Annotated in this window: 12 protein-coding genes and 1 pseudogene; 10 read left to right on the top strand and 3 right to left on the bottom strand. The window is 41.8% G+C overall.

The window, feature by feature from the left end; all coding sequences use genetic code 11:
• Positions 1–16: 16 nt before the first annotated feature.
• Positions 17–1,222: an IS256 family transposase gene (locus BC751_RS18905; RefSeq protein WP_130276983.1), complete on the bottom strand. Its 1,206-nt coding sequence runs from the start codon at positions 1,220–1,222 to the stop codon at positions 17–19.
• A gap of 197 nt (positions 1,223–1,419) precedes the next feature.
• On the opposite strand from BC751_RS18905, the gene BC751_RS18900 reads away from it, so the two are divergent.
• The 5 genes from BC751_RS18900 to BC751_RS18880 all read left to right on the top strand — a co-directional run bounded on the left by BC751_RS18900 (position 1,420) and on the right by BC751_RS18880 (position 10,232).
• The gene (locus tag BC751_RS18900; protein WP_165389808.1) at positions 1,420–2,622 is read left to right on the top strand and encodes an IS4 family transposase; all 1,203 of its coding nucleotides are present in this window, start codon (positions 1,420–1,422) and stop codon (positions 2,620–2,622) included.
• A 2,234-nt stretch (positions 2,623–4,856) separates the two neighbouring features.
• Positions 4,857–6,083, top strand: coding sequence for an IS4 family transposase (locus BC751_RS18895; protein WP_130273777.1), 1,227 nt, complete (start codon positions 4,857–4,859; stop codon positions 6,081–6,083).
• Positions 6,084–6,416: 333 nt separating this feature from the next.
• Positions 6,417–7,637: an IS4 family transposase gene (locus tag BC751_RS18890; protein WP_242617437.1), complete on the top strand. Its 1,221-nt coding sequence runs from the start codon at positions 6,417–6,419 to the stop codon at positions 7,635–7,637.
• 131 nt (positions 7,638–7,768) lie between these two features.
• The gene (locus tag BC751_RS18885; protein WP_130276981.1) at positions 7,769–8,605 is read left to right on the top strand and encodes a PAS domain-containing protein; all 837 of its coding nucleotides are present in this window, start codon (positions 7,769–7,771) and stop codon (positions 8,603–8,605) included.
• Positions 8,606–9,257: 652 nt separating this feature from the next.
• Positions 9,258–10,232, top strand: coding sequence for a 3-keto-disaccharide hydrolase (locus BC751_RS18880; RefSeq protein WP_242617539.1), 975 nt, complete (start codon positions 9,258–9,260; stop codon positions 10,230–10,232).
• 621 nt (positions 10,233–10,853) lie between these two features.
• Here BC751_RS18880 and BC751_RS18875 read toward each other — a convergent pair.
• On the bottom strand, positions 10,854–11,297 hold the full coding sequence (locus BC751_RS18875) for a DUF6508 domain-containing protein (protein WP_130276980.1): 444 nt from the start codon (positions 11,295–11,297) through the stop codon (positions 10,854–10,856).
• A 115-nt stretch (positions 11,298–11,412) separates the two neighbouring features.
• On the opposite strand from BC751_RS18875, the gene BC751_RS18870 reads away from it, so the two are divergent.
• The 5 genes and pseudogenes from BC751_RS18870 (at position 11,413) to BC751_RS18855 (ending at position 19,475) form a co-directional block, all read left to right on the top strand.
• Positions 11,413–14,643 carry a UvrD-helicase domain-containing protein gene (locus tag BC751_RS18870; RefSeq protein ID WP_130276979.1) on the top strand — a complete coding sequence of 1,077 codons (3,231 nt, stop codon included), beginning with the start codon at positions 11,413–11,415 and terminating at the stop codon, positions 14,641–14,643.
• Between the two features lie 1,179 nt (positions 14,644–15,822).
• Positions 15,823–16,848: a CHASE domain-containing protein gene (locus BC751_RS18865; protein WP_165389861.1), complete on the top strand. Its 1,026-nt coding sequence runs from the start codon at positions 15,823–15,825 to the stop codon at positions 16,846–16,848.
• A 76-nt stretch (positions 16,849–16,924) separates the two neighbouring features.
• Entirely contained in the window at positions 16,925–18,232 is a 1,308-nt protein-coding gene (locus BC751_RS18860) for an IS1380 family transposase (RefSeq protein ID WP_130273823.1), read from the top strand.
• A 244-nt stretch (positions 18,233–18,476) separates the two neighbouring features.
• A pseudogene (locus tag BC751_RS22615) lies at positions 18,477–18,755 on the top strand (PAS domain-containing protein); the annotation flags it as partial.
• Positions 18,756–18,884: 129 nt separating this feature from the next.
• Positions 18,885–19,475, top strand: coding sequence for a PAS domain S-box protein (locus tag BC751_RS18855; protein ID WP_423191597.1), 591 nt, complete (start codon positions 18,885–18,887; stop codon positions 19,473–19,475).
• Positions 19,476–20,382: 907 nt separating this feature from the next.
• Here the strand turns inward: BC751_RS18855 and BC751_RS18850 are convergent.
• On the bottom strand, positions 20,383–21,360 hold the full coding sequence (locus tag BC751_RS18850) for a M23 family metallopeptidase (protein ID WP_130276976.1): 978 nt from the start codon (positions 21,358–21,360) through the stop codon (positions 20,383–20,385).
• Position 21,361 lies beyond the last annotated feature (1 nt).

Genomic DNA, 21,361 nt, shown 5'->3' with positions numbered 1-21,361 from the left:
AATTATGGTTTTATGGTCAGGTTTCAAGAAGCCTGACCCTATCACCAAATATAAGCAGGAAACTGTTAAGAATAGCTCCCCAGTCTCTGATAGGCATAGTCCATTTTTTCGATGCTTCTCTTGCAGCGAGAAAAACAGACTTCATTACGGCATCATCTGTCGGGAAAGAGAGCTTGTTTTTGGTGTATTTTCTGATCTTTCCATTGAGATTTTCAATCAGGTTGGTGGTATAGATGATTTTGCGGATTTCTGCCGGGTAATCGAAGAAAACGGTGAGTTCGTCCCAGTTGTCCCTCCAGCTTTTGATGGCATACGAGTATTTTGAATCCCATTTTTTGGCAAAATCGTTAAGGGCAGCCCATGCGGCCTCCTTGGTAGGGGCAGTATAAATTTCCTTCATATCCCTTGTAAAGGCCCTGCGGTCTTTCCATACGACATATCTGCAAGCGTTTCTGATCTGGTGTACAACACATATCTGGGTGACGGACTGAGGAAATGAGGCCTTTATTGTATCAGTAAACCCGTTCAGGTTGTCAGTTGCTGTTATAAGAATATCTTCAACCCCTCTGGCCTTCAGGTCGGTGAGTACCCCCATCCAGAAAGCCGAAGATTCATTCCTGCCGAGCCAAAGGCCGAGGATCTCCTTGAGACCGTTTGTCCTGAGGCCAACGGCAATGTAAACGGTCTTGTTGACCACTTTGGAGTTCTCCCTGACTTTGAAGGATATACCGTCCATCCAGACGATCAGGTAAACAGGGTCAAGCGGTCTGTTTCTCCATGCAACAATATCCTCCGCTACGGCACCGGTAACCCTTGAGATGGTGGAGGAGGAAACATTGATGTCATAAAGCTCCCGGATCTGTTCCTCGATGTCCTGGTTTGACATTCCCTTGGCATACATGGATATGATCACGTTTTCAACGCCCTCCGCCATGCTTCTGCGTTTGGGCACAAGGGCAGGCTCAAAGCTGCCGTCCCGGTCTCTCGGGACTCTGATTTCAGTCTCTCCAAAAGTATTTTTTATTGTTTTGGTGGAATAGCCGTTCCTTGAATTGGGATTATCGGAATTCTGATGCTTTTCATAGCCAAGATGGGCATCCAGCTCACCTTCAAGCATTTTCTCAACGGCTCTTTTCTGAAGCTGTTGAAGGAAGGAATTAAGCTCCCCGGCAGTCCTGAACTGCTTGAGGAAGTCATCATTTAGGAGATCTTCTTTTTTCATTTTTGTAATCTGTGTGTTATAAAGGTAAGAAATTGTCCACACACAGACCGGGGAGTCGCCTACCGCGGGTTCCTCAAATTCCCTGTGCGATTTCTTCTAAATCACACAGGGAATTTCGAGGTACAACTTTAACTTCGTAAGTAGTAAAACCAACTTACACAGTTTTTGTCATAGTCCCCATCGAAAGTAGGACTTCGGTGAAAGATTTTCTTCGTGACCGTTTCTTTTCCTTTGAAGTTCTTGTGCTTTTTATTTTGTCAAAGAGCAACAAAGGACTTAATATCTGCCTTGAAGAGTTTTTTGGGGAATCTTCCTTATCGCCCACTAAAAGTGCATTTACCCAGGCCAGGAAAAAACTGTGCTATACAGTTTTTAAAAAGCTTAACGGTTTGATCTGCAGTCTTTTTTACCAACATGCAAAGTTCAAGAAATGGAAGGGGCATAGGGTGCTTTCTGTTGATGGTTCAACACTTGAACTCCCGGATCATCCCTCCATGTCAGAGAAGTTCAGCTATCATGGTTTTGGGCCCAATGCGGATGCGGGACATTACATGAGCAGGATATCTTACCTGTATGATGTTTACAACGGCCTTGTACTGGATGCCGGTATGGAAAGCTACACCACTTCGGAAGCCACCCTATGTCATGCCCATCTTGGACATATTAAAGAAGGGGATCTTCTTGTGTGCGACAGGTATTATGCATCACTGAGACTTTTTTTCGAATTGAAAGGAAAAGGGGCCGACTTTCTTTTCAGGATGAAAGACAATTGGTGGAAATGTGTCGAAGATTTTTCCCGAAGTAGTTCCTCTGATGCGGAATATACATTAATACTCCCTCCAAAATACAGATGGCTGCTTGAAAAGTATCCCTCGTTATCCCAAACCATGACCGTAAGACTGATCAAGAAAAAGAATAAGAAGGGTAAGATTTCAATATATGCGACTTCGCTGTTGGACAGGAAAAAATATACAGCCTCCTCTCTAATAAACCTGTACAAACAGAGATGGGGAATAGAAGAAGCATATAAACTGATCAAATCAAGACTTGAAGTATCTGATTTTTCCGGCAAAACAGCATGGGCGGTCCAGCAGGACTTCTATGCTAAGACCCTGATCATATCACTCTGCAATATTCTTTGCTATGATGTGGAGCCAAAAACCAAAACAGGACGGACATCAAAGTCAGCAAGGACCTTGATAATCAATAAAACTTATGCATTGTCAAAAACAAAATCCCTGATTCTTAAAATCAGAGATTTAATTGGTGAATTGGAGCAGATTATCCAGAAATATGTAAAGAAAATCGCTTCCAAAATAGAATATTCAAAAAGAAACCAGGTATTCAAGCGGAAATTCAGAGCTAAACTGAAATACTCAATGAATTACAAATCTATTTAATCACATTCCTTAACTTAACGGCATTAAATTAGGAATGAAGAATGGGGGATGTGGGATGTTGGATGAGGGGTTGTCGTTGTTGTCGGGTTGTCATGGTTGTTGGGTTGGGGGGATAGTTTAGAAGGAAGAATTAGGAATGAAGAATGGGGTGCAGCCAGGAAAGTTTGGGTGTTTTATTCTATATGGGGTCTGGGACGCGGTTAGCGTCCAATACCGAAGGTTATTTGCCCCGGGTCGCCACCCGGGGAAGGTTGATCCGTGTTAACCGCCCCTCAAAACTCCGATAGGAGTTGAATTTACAGTCTTTGATTATAATAAAGAGGTCCAAGCCTGTCTGCCTCGGGCAGGTCAGAAGACTTGAACCAAAGGGGTTTTTCAATTACACCGAGCTACACGGAGAAGTCACTGAGATACAAGGAGGGGAAAGAATGGAGAATGAGGAATGAAGTATGAGAAATGAGGAATGAGGAGTGAAGAATGGAGAATAAAGAGTTGTCATGGTTGTCAGGTTGGAGTTTTGAAGGGTTGAGGCGCTTTGTTCTTTAGGAGATCAATTTTTTGAATTACACCGAGATACACGGAGAAGTCGCAGAGGGTCAGGGAGAAAAAGGGATAAATTTCTCAGAAGATTAAAAAGAGGCGCTGGGTCTCCTCAGATGGATGATTTTGGTCTTAGCTTAACAGGCCTGTAGGGCCTGCCTATTGGTAGCCCGGGGTTTCAACCCCGGGCAAATGGTGACCAGTCCGTTTCCCGAGTCGGCGCACTGTTCTTCAGAATAATTGAATCGTCCGACGCCGACGATATGAAACCGAAATGGGAAAAAGAGGTCCACGAATTACACAAATCTCACTAATTAACTAAATTTTGATGTTGTTAGGGGTTTTGGTCTTTTTCTGCCCTTATACCAAGCAAGGGTAAGAAAATTAGGCGCGAGGCTTAGGGATTTTCACGAAAGCCGGTAGCTGAATCGGTGATTTTTAAGATAAAGGCCTGTAGGGCCTGCCTGTTGGTAGCCTGGGGTTTACACCCCGGGCAAATGGTGCCCAGCCCGTTTCCAGAGTCGGCGCACGGATCTCCTGAAAAAATGAATCGTCCCACGCCGACGATATGGAACATGGATCTATTTAGAACGCCGAAAACCCGGATTTGGGTGATTTTTGCGCCTTTTGGGGAATTCCTTACGTTCGAGGCGGTTAAAATGGGATTGTAAATCCTAAGTATCACGGATCGGGATTATAAATCCCGATCAGAGGGGAATAGAACGCCGATGACGCGGATTTGGCGGATGGTCGCGGATAAAAAGTCCACGCCTGCCTGCCGCAGGCAGGAATTACACAAATCTCACTTATTAACTAAATTTTGATGTTGTTAGGGGTTTTGGTCTTTTTCTGCCCTTATACCAAGCAAGGGTAAGAAAATTAGGCGCGAGGCTTAGGGATTTTCACGAAGGCCAGTAGACGTGTAATCGTTGATTTTGAAAAACAGGCCTGAAGGGCCTGCCTATTGGTAGCCTGGGGTTTCAACCCCGGGCAAATGGTGCCCAGCCCGTTTCCAGAGTCGGCGCACTGATCGGTTAAAGAATTTGATTGTCCGACGCTGACGATATGGAACATGGGTTGGGAATAGAACGCCGATGACGCGGATTTGGCGGATGGTCGCGGATAAAAAGTCCACGAATTACACCAATTTCACGAATTACCTTGATTTTATGTTGTTAGGGATTTTGGTGTTTTTCTATGCTCACCCCATGAAAGGAAATAAAATTAGGCGCGAGGCTTAGGGATTTTCACGAAGGCCAGTAGACGTGTAATCGTTGATTTTGAAAAACAGGCCTGTAGGGCCTGCCTGTTGGTAGCCTGGGGTTTCAACCCCGGGCAAATGGTGACCAGTCCGTTTCCCGAGTCGGCGCACTGCTGTTCTGAAAAAATGAATCGTCCGACGCCGACGATATGAAACCTTGATTTTTATAGAACGCCGAAGTGATTTTTGCGCCCTTTGGGGGATTCCTTACGTTCGATGCGGTTAAAATGGGATTGTAAATCCTAAGTGTCGCGGATCGGGATTATAAATCCCGATCAGCAAGAAGGTATTATGGATTGGGATTTACTGTCGTCCGAGAACTGATACAAGATAAAAAATAAAATCCTAGAATAGTACAAAAATCAAAGATGGGCAGCTCTTTTGGAACTTACCCATCTTTTTTATATTGTTGTTTCGACCAAGAACCAACAATATGTCTCAAGTTAAGCATAAATTTTTGTCTGGGCATCCTATCATCGCCCAACTTCTTTCTCTTATTCCCAAAGAGCTATTCAATCAGGTCGTTGAGGAAGAAAACTCGGATAGGTACTACAAGAAACTTAAAACAAGTGATCACTTTATCTGTATTTTTTATGCCGTGTTGACCAGAAACAGCAGTCTAAGAGAGGTATGCAAAAACATCGGCCTGATCATTACCAAGCTTATTCCTTTTGGAATGAAGCAGCTGCCTGCAAGGAGTACTCTTTCTGATGCAAACCGTAAGCGCAGTTATCGTGTTTTTGAGCAACTGTACAAAGGGCTGTATTCATACTATAGGGCATCTTTGGTAGGAAATTGGCTTGATATCGGTGGAGAGGTCGACCCCAGCCGTGTTGAGGTTTTTGATTCCTCAACGGTCACGCTGTTCAAGGAAATCCTCAAAGGGGCCGGACGCAATCCCCTGAACGGAAAGAAAAAAGGAGGTGCCAAGATTTTTGCTAAAATGAATCTGGCAGAAGGCGTTCCCAATTTTATATGTATCCGTTCTGCGGCCACAAATGAAAATATGTTTTTAAAAGTGATGGATCTGCCTGAGCATGGGATAGCTGTTTTCGACAAGGGATATAACCGCTATTCCTGCTTTGAAAAATGGGACAGTTCAAACAGATATTTTGTGACCAGAAAAAAAGACAATGCAAGATATGAAGTGGTCAGTGAGTTTGACTGTACGCATGCTATTGATATCATCAAGGACCAGATTATCTCACTGAGCTACAGGGAGAAGGGAGTTTCTCGGACAGTTGAGGCCAGACTGGTGGTTTATGCTGACCCTGAAAGCGGTGAAACGCTGGAATTTATCACCAATCTTAAGGGATTGGATGCATTGACCATAGCTCTTCTGTATAAGAACAGGTGGGTTATCGAAGTGCTTTTCAAGCAGATAAAGCAGAATTTTGAGCTCAGAAATTTTTTGTCGGACAGCGAGAACGGGATCAAAATCCAGATTTGGATGGCATTAATACTCAACCTGCTGTTTACAGTTCTACATAAGCGGATAAAAGAGGCTGAAGACTTCTCGACCATGGTCATGGTAGCAGCAAAAAATCTTTGCTCCTACGTCAGTCTTGAAAAGTTCTTACTTTTTCCTGAAGCTTACTTTAAAAGTATATTTCAAAAAGACCTTCAAAATATGCAAACCCAATTATTCCTCTCAGGATAGGGGGTACTTTTTGAAATCAAAAAAAAAGTCCTCTAACATCATTCTAGAGGACTTTATTCTAATTTTCGTAATTTAGTCGGACGACAGTAATTGGGATTATAAATTCCGATCAGCTTGTTCCGGTCAGCAAGTAGACACGCCATAGGTTTAAGCCAAAAAACAAAATTTTGATTGATGAAAGAAGTGGGCTTTGGTATGATTTTTGTCGTTTTTGTTCACTAAATTCCCAAAATAAAATTATAAATAAATAATTTTTTTTGATGGCGTTTAAGATTTAAATAGACTTCAATAGCGTCCTAAATAAAAAATGAGAGGTCTGAATTTTTGCCCAAAATGTGTATTTTGGGTTTGCACCAAAAACAAAGACCTCTCATGTGTAATATTACATTGTTTTCACAGATTATTAAAAAGATTGACCGTTCAACTTTCAAAAAACTGGTTCAAGATAAGCAGACAGATAAAGGTTGTAAAGGTTTTGATAGCTGGACACATCTAGTATCAATGCTTTTCTGTCATTTTGCAAAAAGCACATCGGTAAGAGATATATCCAATGGTCTTCGTTCAGCTACGGGGAACCTAAACCATCTTGGGATTTCAAAGGCTCCTTCCAAGTCAAGTATCAGCTATCAGAACAAGCGGAGAGATGCTGATCTTTTTAAAGACCTTTATTATTCTCTTTTGGGAAGTTTAGGACAGCAGGCATCACTCAGGCGTGTCAAACTTAAAATCAAGGTGCCAGTATATCTTTTAGATGCAACAGTCATAAGCCTTTGCCTTTCTGTCTTCGACTGGGCCACATTCCGCACTAAAAAGGGCGCTGTTAAGATGCATACCCTGTTAGATTATGATGGTAAACTTCCTGCTTATGTGAACATTACAGAAGGAAGCGTAGCGGATAATAAAGGTGCTTACAATATACCTTTGGAAAAAGGTTCTGTTATCGTCGCAGACAGGTACTACAATGACTTTCCGATGCTAAATATTTGGGACAGCAAAGGGGTATTCTTTGTCATAAGGCATAAGGACAACCTGGCTTACACCGTGATCAGCGAACGGGAACTGCCAGAAAAAATGGCACAGCATGTTCTAATTGACCAAGAAATAGAACTGACCAACCCACAGTCTAAGACTAAGTATCCTAAAAAACTCAGAAGAGTGGCAGTCTGGGACGAGAAAAACCAACAGACCATAGAAATCATCACCAACAACTTCACCTGGGCAGCACAGACAATCGGAGACCTTTATAAATCAAGGTGGGAAATTGAAGTTTTTTTCAGGGATATTAAGCAGCTACTCCACATTAAGACATTCATTGGAACTTCAAAAAACGCAGTAATGATACAGATATGGACTGCCTTGATTACAATTTTACTGTTAAAAGCAATGAAAGCATCCGCAAAATACGGATGGCATCTGTCAAATCTAGTAGCATTTATCAGATTGAATATTTTCGTCAAAATTGAATTGCAAAATTGGCTGGACAGACCTTTTGAAGATCATGACAAACCCCCAAAATATAACCCACAGGGGGTTCTTTTTCCAGATTATAAATAAATCACTTCACAATTACCTCTAAGCTAATATTCTTAGAGAAGAAAAAATTATTTAGGACAGCATTGAATAGACTTTAATTACCAAAAAATGGTAATAAATTAATAGAAAAATAGACCGTAATACAGAATTTTATGAGAAAGTACTTTGAACAACTCCAAACCCCCATTTTGATATTGGATGAAAATGGGCTGATCAGGTATGCGAATCCTTCCTTTAAAGAAAAAGTTTTTCAACTGGATAAATTAAGGAAAAGATTTTTGGATTTGTTTACCATAGATAATCCCGATGTTTTTCTGAGTTTTTTGGATTTGGGCAATGCCCAGGGTAAGAGGGAGTTTGAGGTGAAATTGGAAAAAGACCATTCTGTTTTTGATTATGAGATTTCAGTGACCCATTTTACCAATCCAGATAAGATCGTCTTGGAATTTAATGAAATTTCTGAGTTCAAGCAGGTAAGGAAAGACCTGGTCAAAAAGACCACCATTCTTCAAAACCTGAGGGAATACATGGAGGGCTCCAATCACCTGGAAACCACCCAGAATTACATGAAGCGGTCCCTGAACTTTTTGTTGCAGAACCTGGATTTTGAAAAAGGCTACCTGCATTTCGAAACGGAGATTGTAGCGGGCAGTACCAGGTTCAGTGCGGAAGGTAAAGGCATGGACAAGGAGGTGTACAGTCAGCTGGTCAACAAACATTTTTTTGGCAGGTCTGAATCCAACATCCCCACCTTGGTCAGCAAGGTGCTGAGGAATGTTCCCCATTTGGATCCTGAATTTGAAAACAAGTACATGATCAAAAAGCAATTCGGCCAATCTAGCCTCTATTTTGTGTTTGAGCCGGGAAGGACATACGGTTTTGAGGACAGTTTTGATGTGAATATTTTGGTGTCTATTTTAATCCATAGGTTGATCTGGACTGACCTGAGGATCAAGGACCTGAAGATGTACAATCAGTATGTTCAGTGAGGGTTGTCTGGTTGGAGGAATTGAGAATGTAGAATGGAAAGTGAAATAAGAGTCAATGTAAAAAGGTAAAAGTTGGATTTTTTTGTCCACGAATTTCCCGAATTACACTAATTAACTTGATTTAATATTGTTAGGGATTTTGGTATTTTTCTGCCCTCACCCCATCAAAGGAAATGAAATTAGGCGCAAGGCTTAGGGATTTTCACGAAGGCCAGTAGACGTGTAATCGTTGATTTTGAAAAACAGGCCTGTAGGGCCTGCCTATTGGTAGCCCGGGGTTTCAACCCCGGGCAAATGGTGCCCAGCCCGTTTCCAGAGTCGGCGCACGGATCTCCTGAAAAAATGAATCGTCCCACGCCGGCGATATGGAACATGGATCTATTTAGAACGCCGAAACCCCGGATTTGGGTGATTTTTGCGTCCTTTGGGGAATTCCTTACGTTCGATGCGGTTAAAATGGGATTGTAAATCCTAAGTGTCGCGGATCGGGATTATAAATCCCGATCAGAGGGAACCACAGAACTTGTCCCGCATGGTGGAATGAATGAGGATTAACACGGATAAAAAGTATAGGCCTGCGGACCCAACAAAGTAGCAAGAGGGTCTTTTGGGAACAATGGGTTTTACCATTTCTGATTTTTAACTTAAATTCATGGCTTCAACCCATAAACTCATCATCATGAATCTCAGAAAAATATACAGCCTTACCGCAGCAATTGTTTTAATCATTTTACATATCGGTCAGGTAAAAGCCCAGACTGAATCCAAGGACCTGATCGGACGTTGGAACATCACTTTGGATATGGATGGCAGGGAAGCGCCTTCCTGGCTGGAAGTAAAACTCTCGGGGTTTAAGGTATTGGTTGGGTATTTTGTGGGAGATGATGGAAGTGCCAGACCAATTTCCCAGGTACATTTTGACAATGGGAAGGTCCATTTCAGCATTCCGCCACAGTGGCAGGACTCGAATAAGGACATGAAGTTTAAAGGATCACTGACCCAGGGCAAGCTGAACGGAACGATTCAGTATCCCAATGGGAAACGTTATCCTTTTGTGGGAGAACGTGCCCCAGCTTTGGTGAGGGAAAAGGAACCCACTTGGGGAACACCTATAGCACTTTTTAATGGAAGGGATTTAAGCGGTTGGCATGCAGATAAAGACCAAAATCAGTGGGAGGTCAAAAACGGCATATTGACCTCTTCCAAGTCAGGTGCCAACCTGATTTCAAATGAAAAATTTGAGGATTTTCAGTTATTGGTGGAATTCCGCTATCCGGAGGGCAGCAATAGTGGGATTTACCTCAGGGGAAGGTATGAAGTGCAGATTCAGGATGATTATGACAAAGAGCCATCCAATGTATTGTTCGGTGGGGTTTACGGATTCCTCACACCCAATGAAATGGCTGCGGGAAAAGCAGGGGAGTGGCAGACATTTCAGATCAAATTGATTGGAAGAAGACTTACCGTAGTTGCCAATGGAAAAACTGTGATCTGTGATCAGATTATACCTGGGATTACCGGAGGGGCATTGGACAGCAAGGAAGGATTGCCCGGTCCGATAATGTTGCAGGGGGACCATGGCCCCGTGGAGTTTAGGAAGATCGAGTTGGTGAAGGCGGTTTATTGAATGTAGAATGAGGAATGAAGGGTTGTCGTTGTTGTCGGGTTGCCATGGTTGTCGGGGTGTTGCGTGTTGGATGAAGGGTTGTCATGGTTTTCGGGTTGTCGGATGAAGGATGTAGAATGGAAAATGAAATAAGAGCCAAGGTAAAAGGTAAAAGTGGGATTTTTTTGTCCAGGAATTACACAAATCCCACTAATTAACTAAATTTTGATGTTGTTAGGGGTTTTGGTCTTTTTTTGTCCTCAAACCATCAAGGGAAATGAAATTAGGCGCGAGGCTTAGGGATTTTCACAAAAGCCGGTAGCTGAATCGGTGATTTTTAAGATAAAGGCCTGTAGGGCCTTCCTAGTGGTAGCCAGGGGTTTCAACCCCGGGCAAATGGTGCCCAGCCCGTTTCCCGAGTCGGCGCACCGATCTTCTGAAAAAATGAATGGTGCGACGCCGGCGATATGAAACCTGGATTTTATTTAGAACGCTAAAGACGAGGATTTGGGTGATTTTTGCGCCCGTTGCAAAATTCCTTGCGATCATGGCGGTTTAAAATGGGATTATAAATCCTAAGTATCACGGATTGGGATCATAAATCCCGATCAGCGGGCCAACAATAAGATTGGGATTACTTTGTTAATTGAGCACTTCCTGTTCCAATAGTTTTTTCAATAGGATCAGAATGCTGCCTTTTTTCAGATGGGATTCAAAATACCCAAACTGTGATTCATCCCTTTTGAGGATCAGGGTCAGGAGTTTGCAGGCCTTGATTTTATTGATTTTAGCGAAGGGCCTTACCCCGTCCAGAATTTCCTTGCCTTCCATCCAGTCTTCCCAATCGTATCCCACAAGCAAACCGGATTCTGAGATATAGCGCTTGAGTTCTGTTTTGATGCCATCCATATCCAGGTATTTCTGCAGGGAGCCTTCAGTCAGATGCACGGGAACAGCTTTTTTTATTTTTTCAATCTGTCCTTCAATTTCACTGACAAAAGGTGAAAGCCCAAGGACAGCATGTTTTCCCTTTTCTCCTTCGAGAAAAAATCCGATTTCTTCTAATGGGGTGAAGACAGGTTTCATATCATTTTTCAAAAAATGTGCTTTAACAAATCTAAAACTTTTGTCGGACAATGTCTGTCATCCATTTTGTTTTTGGAGCTTATTTTTTTTGTTTTGATAAAATTAGTTTTTGGTTATGGAAAAAACTTCTGCTCCTTTTATCATTTACAAATCTTCTGCAGGCTCTGGGAAAACTTATACCCTGACCATGGAGTACCTCAAATTGGCCCTGTCGTATCCGGATGCCTTTAGGTCTATTTTGGCAGTTACTTTTACCAATAAGGCTACCCAGGAAATGAAGGAGCGTATTCTGAAGGAGCTCAAGCGGATGCGCAAGGGGATTGACGGGAAGGAGTATATGGACAAGGTGCTGATGGAAAGCCTTGAACTGGATACCCAAGGTCTTCAGGTAAGGGCAGCCCAAACACTTACAGCTATACTTCATGATTATGGGAGGTTTTCGGTCAATACGATTGACAGTTTTTTCCAAAAAGTAGTAAGGGCCTTTGCCCGGGAAATGGATCTCAATGCCAAATTTGAAGTGGAAATGGACCAGGATGCTGTTCTGGACCGGGTGGTGGACCGGGTGGTGGAAAAAGTAATGGAGGATGAGCAACTGCACGAGTGGCTGGTCGATTATGCCAAAGAAGAGATAGAAAAGGGCAATTCCTGGGATATACGCAAAAAAATCAAGGAACTGGGAAAGGAGCTTTTTCAGGAGAATTTTAAAAAATTTGCCCCTGAAATCCGGGTTTTTCTGAAAGAGAGGGATAACATTTCCCAACTTCAGCAATTTACGAGAGAGCGAAAAGCAGAACTTTTTAAAATTACCAGGTCACTCAGGGATGAAGCGGAGCGTATCCGCAAAGCCAACGGACTGGAATGGACTGATTTCTCGGGTGGTACAAGGTCCTTTGCCCTGAAGTTTGCCAAACTGGGGGACAGGGAACAGCCGGTGCCGGAATTGACCGATAATCAAATGGCCCGGGCTTACAGCGAAGAGGGTTGGTTTGCAAAAAGCAGTAAACAGAAAGATGCCATTATCACTGCTTATCATCAGGGATTGGGTGAAATTCTTGGAAAAATTCCTGAATTGTATGTCAAATGGATGACCTTGACTGCAATTTCCAGGAATATTTTTGTCTTCGGGGTATTCCGAAATCTTCTCGAAGAATTGACGGTTCTCAAAAACGAGGAAAATATGTTGCTCATTTCCGATGCCAATGAGTTTTTAAAAGAGATAACCCGGGAGAATGAGGCCCCTTTTATATATGAAAAGGTCGGAAACCAATTCAGGCATTACCTGATTGATGAATTTCAGGACACATCGGGATTTCAATGGGCAAGTTTCAGGCCTTTGCTGGAAAATTCCCTTGCCCAGGGAAATACGAATCTATTGGTCGGGGATGTCAAGCAGTCCATTTACCGTTGGAGGGGAGGGGAAATGCGCCTGCTGTTGGAAGAGGTGGAGCAGGAAATTGGTAAGCAATATATCGAGAACAGAAACCTGGATACCAATTACCGCAGCTTGCCAAATGTGATCCAATTCAACAATGCCTTATTCAAAAAACTTCCCCAATCTTTTGAGGATGCTTTGGCACTCAGTCATGTGGAGGAGGAGGGGCATATCCTCAGTAAGGCTTATCAGGATGTTTTTCAGCATGTTTCTCCAGCCAAGCAAAAATCTGCTTTTAAAGGAAAAGTGAGATTGGAGTTTTTGGAGGAAGATAAGAATCAGGAAACAGGGAAATTCAAGGAAATGGTACTTGAAAAACTTCCTGAAATGGTCATGGCCTTGCAAGATAGGGAATATGCCTTGAAGGACATTGCCTTTTTGGTCAGGACCAAGAATGAAGGAGCGCTCATCGCAGATTGTATGATGGAGTTTGCGGCCGCTCATCCTGAAACAAAATATCGTTTTGATGTGCTTTCGGATGAATCCATGTTTTTGTACAAATCTGCTTCCGTAAAGGCATTGGTGGCAGGCTTGAAATACCTTCATAGTCCTGATGACCTGGTGCAGTTTAAGACCATGTGGTATTACCGCTCCGTGTTGCAAAATGAAAAGGTTGACCATGATCTTTTTGCAATAGATAAGGTTCCTGTTTTTCTCAAGGAAAAAGTGGAGGAGTTCAAGAGGACAGAGGCTCGATTACTGCAGTTGCCTTTGATGGAGACTGTTGAGGAACTGATCGGATTTTTAGGTTTACAGGAGGACAATTTGGAATTGGCCTATATTTCCGGTTTTAAGGAAGCGGTCTATGATTTTTCAGTAAACAATAGGGCCGATCTGGCGGGGTTTTTGGAATGGTGGGAAGAGCATAAGGACAAGCGGACGGTAAGGATTCCGGAGAGCCACAATGCCATGCGGATTATGACCATCCATAAATCAAAAGGCCTTCAGTTCAAGGTGGTGTTGATGCCCTTCCTGGACTGGAAGATATTTGATACCAGCAAAAGCAATGTGGTCTGGGCTCCATTTGAAGATAAGCAAAGTAAATTTTCTGCCATTATTCCAATATCCTTGAACAAAGATCTGGCGAAATCCGATTTTAGTTCAATTTATGAAGAGGGGAAGATTCTGGCCTATTTGGATTCACTTAATATGGTCTATGTGGCTTTGACCAGGGCAGAGGAGATTTTTTGGTCCCTGTCGCCATTTACCACTAAGGCAACAGATGGTTCAAATAACCAATTGGCCTACCATCTTCAGATGGTGTTGAGTTCAAGTTATGTACAGGAAATGGGCTTTGATTTCAATAAAGACTTTGATCCGGATGGAAAGGTGTATGATTTTGGAGATTGGCCAGAGAAAGTGGATTCGAAGTCTGAAATAGCTGCTCCGGTTCCTCTTCGCTGGGCTTATCAGAACTGGTCCTCTCTGTTGAAAGTGAAGCAATATGCTGTGGATTTCTCCAAAGAGGGACTTGCCCAAAGAAAAAGACGGGATTTTGGGCTATTGGTCCATGAGTTGCTTGAAAAGTCAAAAAGCAGAGAAGATGCCAAAAACCAAATCAGGGTATTCTATTATGAGGGGCGATTGGACAGGGAGGAATTGATGGAGGTTGAAGCCCAATTGGACAGGCTTTTTGAGGATGCTTTGTTTGCATCCTGGTTTGAGACTGGAAATATATTATTGACCGAGCAGGGGATTCTATTACCGGGAGGCAAGCAAAAAAGACCGGACAGGATCATCCTAAAAGATCAAGAGGCTATTGTTGTGGATTTCAAAACAGGGGAGGAGTATGAGCGTTATGGGAAACAGGTATTGGAGTATATGGATCTTGTCAAGCAACTCAGCGGAAAACCGGTAAAGGGGTATCTGTGCTATCTGGAGACGGGGAAAATAAAGGAGGTCGGAGAATGAGGAGTGAAGAATGTTGAATTTAGAATTAGGAGTTGTTGTCGTTGTTGTCAGGTTGTCGTTGTTTTCGGGTTGTAGGGATAGTTTAGAATGAAGAATAGAAAAAGTCGGATTTCGAAAGTGAGATTTGGGAATAGGGCATCCACGCCTGCCTGCCGCAGGCAGGAATTTACCGAATTACACTAATTAACTTGATTTAATATTGTTAGGGATTTTGGTCTATTTCTGTTATCATAGATGCATGGGAAATGAAATCAGGCGCGAGGCTTGAGGATTTTCACGTCGAAAAGTAACTTGTAATCGTTGATTTTAAGAAAAGGGCCTGTAGGGCCTGCCTAGTGGTAGCCTGGGGTTTCAACCCCGGGCAAATGGTTCCCAGCCCGTCCCCCGAGTCGGCGCACTATTCTTCGGAATAAATGAATCGTCCCTCGCCGACGATAAGAAACCCGGATCTTTTTAGAACGCTGTAGGCTCGGATTTGGATGGTTTTTGCGCCTTTTGGTGAATTCCTTGTGACCATTGCGGATAAAATTGGATTAAAAATCCTGGGTATCACGGATCGGGATTACAAATCCCGATCAGCGGGAGGAATGAAGAATGAAATAAGAGCCAAGGTAAAAGGCAAAAGGTAAAAGAGGGATTTTTTTGTCCACGCCTGTCTGCTGCCAGGCAGAGATTTCACGAATTGCCTAGATTTTATGTTGTTAGTATTTATGATTTTTTTGTCCTCATACCAGCAAGGTTAAGAGAATTAGGCGCGAGGATTGCGGGTTTTCGCCAAGTTGGTTTACGTATTGACGGACCCTTTTTAAAGAACTACCCCATTGGAGCGATAGACATCTTAACATGGCGAATATTTTTTCATAGAGCTTTAATTTGGGTACATTTCCAGATTTTAACACATAGCGCAAAATATTGATAATCAACGGCATTATTAAGTATTGGTAAGTAAGCAGATCTTTCGGTACTTTGTTTGTACAATCTTTTCCTTTTTCAAGCTACTTAGTCGATCTTTTGATCAAAGAATTAAGTATTGTCAGAATCAAAAAATTGTAATGATTCTGAATATTGGGATGTCATGAAATTGGAATGATAATTGAGATTTTCGCTTTGGACCTTGATACAGGGAAGTTGAATTAAACTTGCTTGATGATTCCATTTGAAAGTCATAAAATAGAACTAATGGAAGAAATCAAATCTTACAAATATTTCGGTTTTTTTTATAAATTTCCGCTTCTCAGCGGTTTTTTAGGTTTTCTTTTAGCTTTTATTTTGAGTCAATTGATAACCTTAAAAGATTATCAGATTCTCAAAGACCAGGAAAAAGATGAGGTGTTGTCATATTCTTCGTTGATTGAGGAAAAAATCAATATTATTCTTCAGGAGGCTTATTCTGCTGCAACTGTTTTGACTTTTCTTTATGAAAGGGTAGATTTTGAAAAGGAGTTTGATGGTGTAGGCCAAGAAGTTTTGAGGAAGTTTCCCTTAATTGATGCAATTCAATGGAATGAGGAGGGAGTTATAAAATACGTGTATCCTTTGGAAGAAAATAAAGCTGCAATTGGTTTTGATATTTTTAACGATACAGTTACCCATAGGTATATAGAGGCCTATTGGGCTATTGAGAAAGGAGAAATTTTTTTTTCAGGACCCTATGAACTCAAACAAGGGGGGATGGGAATAGTTGGGAGATTGCCGATTTTTAAAGAGGGAAAATTTTTTGCTTTTTCTGTGGTAATTTTCAGATTGGAAACGTTTTTTGATATGTTGGAATACGATCCAGTAGAAAGCAAATATTATGTGCAATTTTCAAAAATAAACCCCGTAACTCATGTTGAGGAATTTTTTTTACCGCTACAAGAAGGGTATGAAGGGTTTAAAACTGTTAAAACAATAAAACAAGGAAATTGGATTCTTACAGTTCAACTAAAGAAATCTAATGCTGTTTTTCAGATGCTGCCTCCTTTCCTATCCATGTCATTTTTTTCAATACTTTTCGGAATTGCAGTATATTTTTTAGCCAAGTTGCCTTCCATTTTGGAAAAAGAGGTTTCAAAAAAGTCCAGGGCATTGAGAATAATTGTCAGGAGGTTCAGAATGGCAAGTAAAGCAACATCTGATGCGATTTGGGAATGGGATTTAATAAACGATAAGATATATACCTTAAATCCGCAGGGCGGATTTAAAAAAAGCCGAAAAAGTGGCTGAATTTATTCAATTCAGGCTTTTCCGGCTCGTTTTTTTTCACTTATTTAGATGATACCACTCAAACTAGATAAGCGGTATGAAAATTACGAATTCGACAGAAAAAATCACACCTTTCGGAGGTTTTAATTTTGTTTTTAACTCTTTCAAAAATTCTGGTCTCCCAGAACTCATTGATAATCAATTGGGGGTTAGAGCCTTAAGGGGAGGGTTTTCATACAGTGACATTTTCGCCAATCATATGGCTATTTTCTTTAATGGTGGCGACTGTACTGAAGATATCAATGTTCACTTGAGAGACGCACTTGAACAGGTCCCTTCATTTTCAGTATGCAGTGCCGATACAATTCTGAGAGGTATCAAAGAGCTTGCTGTTGATACAGAACTCTTTATAAATCCGTCCAGTGGAGTAAGCCATGAATTTAATATCAATGGAAAACTCAACAGCTTGTTGTTAAAATCAGCTTGTAAGACCGGATTACTCAAGTCAGGTGTTGCTTACGACCTCGATTATGACAACACCGTCATTCCAACTGAAAAGTACGATTCAAAAAAGACATATAAACACGTCTATGGATATCAGCCAGGTGTAGCTTCCATAGCACATCCTGAATTTTCACAGGCCATTCCTGTGTACGTAGAGGGCAGAAATGGCAACAGTCAGGCCAAATATTTGCAGGCTGATACACTTACACGCATGTTTGGGCAGCTTACCAATGAAAATATCCGTATCGGAAGGTTCAGAGCCGATTCAGCATCCTATCAGGAAGAAGTTCTCCGCACACTGGAAGCACATACCGAAAGCTTTTATATACGGGCAAACAGATGTGCCAAACTGGATAATATCCTTGGAAGTATAGCCCCTGAGAAGTGGCAGAAAATACGTTTGGGTGTACAGGAAATGGAAGTTACTGACCTATCCGACTACAAACCTTTCGGTAAAGACAGGTCTTACAGGCTGGTCATTACCAGAATCAGGCGTAAAGACGGGCAGGCAGATGTGTTTAGTGGAGATGCATTTACTTACAGGGCTATTCTGACCAATGAACATACATCGTCCAATGAAGCTGTTGTAAGGTTTTATAACGCCCGGGGTGCAAGCGAACGCTTGTTTGATGTACTCAACAATGACTTTGGCTGGTCTAAGTTGCCCTGTTCGTTCCTTGCAGAGAATACCTCCTTTATGCTTATGACGGCTATGTATGCCAATTTTTACACCTATATCATTGGAGAGTATTCCAGAAAAGTTGATTGGCTTAAGCCTACCGACAGGCTCAAGAAGTTTATCTTCAGATTTATCACTGTTTCAGCCAAGTGGATAAGAACGGGAAGAAGAGAAGTGCTCAAACTGTTCACGAGTAAGGATTACAAGCCGATTTTGAACTAAATTCAGATAAAAACCCCTCAGGAGCTCAAAAAATAAAGATTTACAGGGAAGAGGTATGCCTTTTCCATTAAAATTGAGGAAAAAAACCGTCCATTTTATCCTCAAACCTAAAATCCATTGTCTCAAAACTATGAACACTCTTCAATCAAAGGGAAGAAATTCCCGAACTAGACCAAAAATGAACACAAACAAGCAGATTCAAATCTCCAAACTAAAATCCTGCGGATTTTAGGTATATAGATCAAATAATTTTGTGAAGCTTTTCGGATACTCTTTTTCTTTTTTCAACAAGAGCCAAAAGCTATTCGAGGATCTGATCCATCCAGATGATAAAGAGCGGGTGCTAAATAATTTTAAAAAATTCCTTAGGGGGAAAGATTATCTATGGAGTCAGGAATTCCGTTTTTTAAAAGAAACAGGAGAATTTGCCCATGTGCTGGATAAAGGAATTCTCCTAAGGACCAAGGATGGGCTTCCTAAGAGGTTTTTCGGTGCAATCCAGGATATATCGATTTTGAAAGAAAGGGAGCTACAATTGATTAAACTTTCCCAAAGTCTTGATCAAAGGGCTAATGAGTTGCAAGAAGCAATCCTTCGCTTGGAGGATTCTGAAAAAAGGTATAGGGACCTTTTCGAATTGAGTCCTTTGCCCATGTGGGTGTATGATTTGGAGACTTTAAGGTTTTTGGATGTTAATCAAGCTGCCATTTCTAGTTATGGATATTCCAAAGAGGAGTTTTTGAGCATGACAATAAAAGATATTAGACCTAATAAGGATATTTCATTATTGGAGGAAAAGGTAAATGTGAAAAAAGAAATGGGAGGGCTGTTATTTTCAGGTATTTTCCACCATCTAAAGAAAAATGGTGATTTAATTGAAGTCGAAATCAGCTCAAATAGAATTGAATACAATGGATTAAAGGGGGTATTGGTTCTCGCTGTCGATGTTACCCTTAGAAATCAATATATTGAAGCCATTGAAGTACAGAATGCAAGGCTTAAAGAAATAGCATGGATGCAGTCACATGTAGTAAGGGCGCCTTTGGCCAGGCTGCTGGGCTTGGTAAATATGCTTAAGATAGAAAGGATTCATGATCCTCAACAAAGTATAGAAAATTTTGAAGAATTATTTGAATTTATTTTTAGTTCGGCCCAAGAATTGGATAAGGTGATTCGGCAGGTATCGGAGAAGACAGAGAGAATTCATCTTAAGGGAAAATTTGGGTTGGAAAAAGAGGAGTGAAGAATGTTGAATTTAGAATTAGGAGTTGTTGCCGTTGTTGTCAGGTTGTCGTTGTTTTCGGGTTGTAGGGATAGTTTAGAATGAAGAATAGAAAAAGTCGGATTTCGAAAGTGAGATTTGGGAATAGGGCATCCACGCCTGCCTGCCGAAGGCAGGAATTTACCGAATTACACTAATTAACTTGATTTAATATTGTTAGGGATTTTGGTCTATTTCTGTTATCATAGATGCATGGGAAATGAAATCAGGCGCGAGGCTTGAGGATTTTCACGAAGAAAAGTGAACGTGTAATCGTTGATTTTAAGAAAAGGGCCTGTAGGGCCTGACTAGTGGTAGCCTGGGGTTTTAACCCCGGGCAAATGGTTCCCAGCCCGTCCCCCGAGTCGGCGCACTATTCTTCGGAATAAATGAATCGTCCCTCGCTGACGATAAGAAACCCGGATCTTTTTAGAACGCTGTAGACGCGGATTTGGATGGTTTTTGCGCCCCTTGGGGAATTCCTTGTGACCATTGCGGTTAAAATTGGATTATAAATCTTGGGTATCACGGATCGGGATTACAAATCCCGATCAGCACGAGGGAAGGTAGGACGCGGTTAGCGTCCAATACCGAAGGTTATTTGCCCCGGGTTGCCACCCGGGGAAGGTTGAATCCGGATCTCCCGCCTCTTCCAACTCCGATTGGAGTTGAATTTACAGTCTTTGATTATAATAAAGAGGTCCAAGTCAGAAGACTTGAACCAAAGGGTAATGAGGTCCAAGGCCGTCTGCCTCGGGCAGGTCCGAAGACTTGAAACAAAGGGGACTCAGCCATAATTGTTCCCGCGGTGTAGCCGCGGGATAACAAAAAAAGCCCTGTCCGAAGACAAGGCCATTATTATATTGTCAAATGTTTATCCTTCCAACGCTTAGGAAAGCGACTGGTTTTCCTTAGAAGCCAATTCCAAGATCAAATCGTATTCTTCAGGGGTAAGGTCCTTGAAGAAATAATTCACAGGATTGACATATTTGCCGTCTTTTAATACCTCATAATGAACATGGGGAGCGGTAGAAGAACCTGTGTTGCCGACGGTTCCAATCTGATCTCCCCTTTTGACTTTTTGCCCTTTTTTGACATTGAAATCATTCATGTGGGCATAACGGGTTACAAAGCCAAAACCATGATCAATCTCCACATATTTTCCATATCCCCCAAAAACAGATTGAACTTCGATGACCACGCCATCACCGGTTGCATATATCGGCGTTCCTTTAGGGGCTGTGAAATCTACTCCGGTATGCATTTTCCTTACTTTTAGGATAGGGTGCAATCTCATTCCGAATCCTGATGCCAACAAATTGAGGTTTTCATTCAAAACCGGCTGTATAGCAGGAATAGAGGCCCAATATTCTTCCTTTTTGAGGGCCATTTCAGTAATCTCGTCATAGCTGATGGACTGTACATACAACTGCCTTTTCAAGGCATCTATTTTGCTGTGAAGGGCAATGATCATTTTTTCCTGATTAAGCCCTTTCTCCCTAATGTCGCGGTACCTGTCAGAACCCCCAATACCTGCCTGTCGGATTTCAGGGGCGATGGGCTCACTTTCGAAAATTATCCGGTACAAGTTGTCATCTCTCTGCTGCAAATCTCCCAGCATTTGGTTCATTTTGACGACTTCCTGTTCCAAAAACTCATAATAAAGCTTGAGCTCATTGTTTTCCTTTTGGAGCAACAATTCTTTGGGATTGTCAAAATACGTGTAGAACACCAGGATGAAAACAATGGCCAACATGGAGGACAGAGACAAAAAACCTAAAGCATTCAGTGCAATGTCCCATTTGCTACGCACATACCTTTCGTATTTACATGTCTCGGGGTCGTAGTAATATTTTATTCTACTCATT

Origin of the sequence: Cecembia calidifontis (genome assembly GCF_004216715.1) — a bacterium.
Taxonomy (GTDB): domain Bacteria; phylum Bacteroidota; class Bacteroidia; order Cytophagales; family Cyclobacteriaceae; genus Cecembia_A; species Cecembia_A calidifontis.
The sequence above is the reverse complement of the archived record's forward strand: the minus strand, read 5'-3'. Positions and strand labels throughout refer to the sequence as shown.

What these genes read in the sequence shown, in the direction of transcription:
- BC751_RS18870 (WP_130276979.1), top strand. Translation starts at nt 11,413, where the DNA reads ATGGAAAAAACTTCTGCTCCTTTTATCATTTACAAATCTTCTGCAGGC.
- BC751_RS18875 (WP_130276980.1), bottom strand. Translation starts at nt 11,297, where the DNA reads ATGAAACCTGTCTTCACCCCATTAGAAGAAATCGGATTTTTTCTCGAA.
- BC751_RS18885 (WP_130276981.1), top strand. Translation starts at nt 7,769, where the DNA reads ATGAGAAAGTACTTTGAACAACTCCAAACCCCCATTTTGATATTGGAT.
- BC751_RS18905 (WP_130276983.1), bottom strand. Translation starts at nt 1,222, where the DNA reads ATGAAAAAAGAAGATCTCCTAAATGATGACTTCCTCAAGCAGTTCAGG.
- BC751_RS18860 (WP_130273823.1), top strand. Translation starts at nt 16,925, where the DNA reads ATGAAAATTACGAATTCGACAGAAAAAATCACACCTTTCGGAGGTTTT.
- BC751_RS18890 (WP_242617437.1), top strand. Translation starts at nt 6,417, where the DNA reads ATGTGTATTTTGGGTTTGCACCAAAAACAAAGACCTCTCATGTGTAAT.
- BC751_RS18855 (WP_423191597.1), top strand. Translation starts at nt 18,885, where the DNA reads ATGTGGGTGTATGATTTGGAGACTTTAAGGTTTTTGGATGTTAATCAA.
- BC751_RS18865 (WP_165389861.1), top strand. Translation starts at nt 15,823, where the DNA reads ATGGAAGAAATCAAATCTTACAAATATTTCGGTTTTTTTTATAAATTT.
- BC751_RS18895 (WP_130273777.1), top strand. Translation starts at nt 4,857, where the DNA reads ATGTCTCAAGTTAAGCATAAATTTTTGTCTGGGCATCCTATCATCGCC.
- BC751_RS18850 (WP_130276976.1), bottom strand. Translation starts at nt 21,360, where the DNA reads ATGAGTAGAATAAAATATTACTACGACCCCGAGACATGTAAATACGAA.
- BC751_RS18880 (WP_242617539.1), top strand. Translation starts at nt 9,258, where the DNA reads ATGGCTTCAACCCATAAACTCATCATCATGAATCTCAGAAAAATATAC.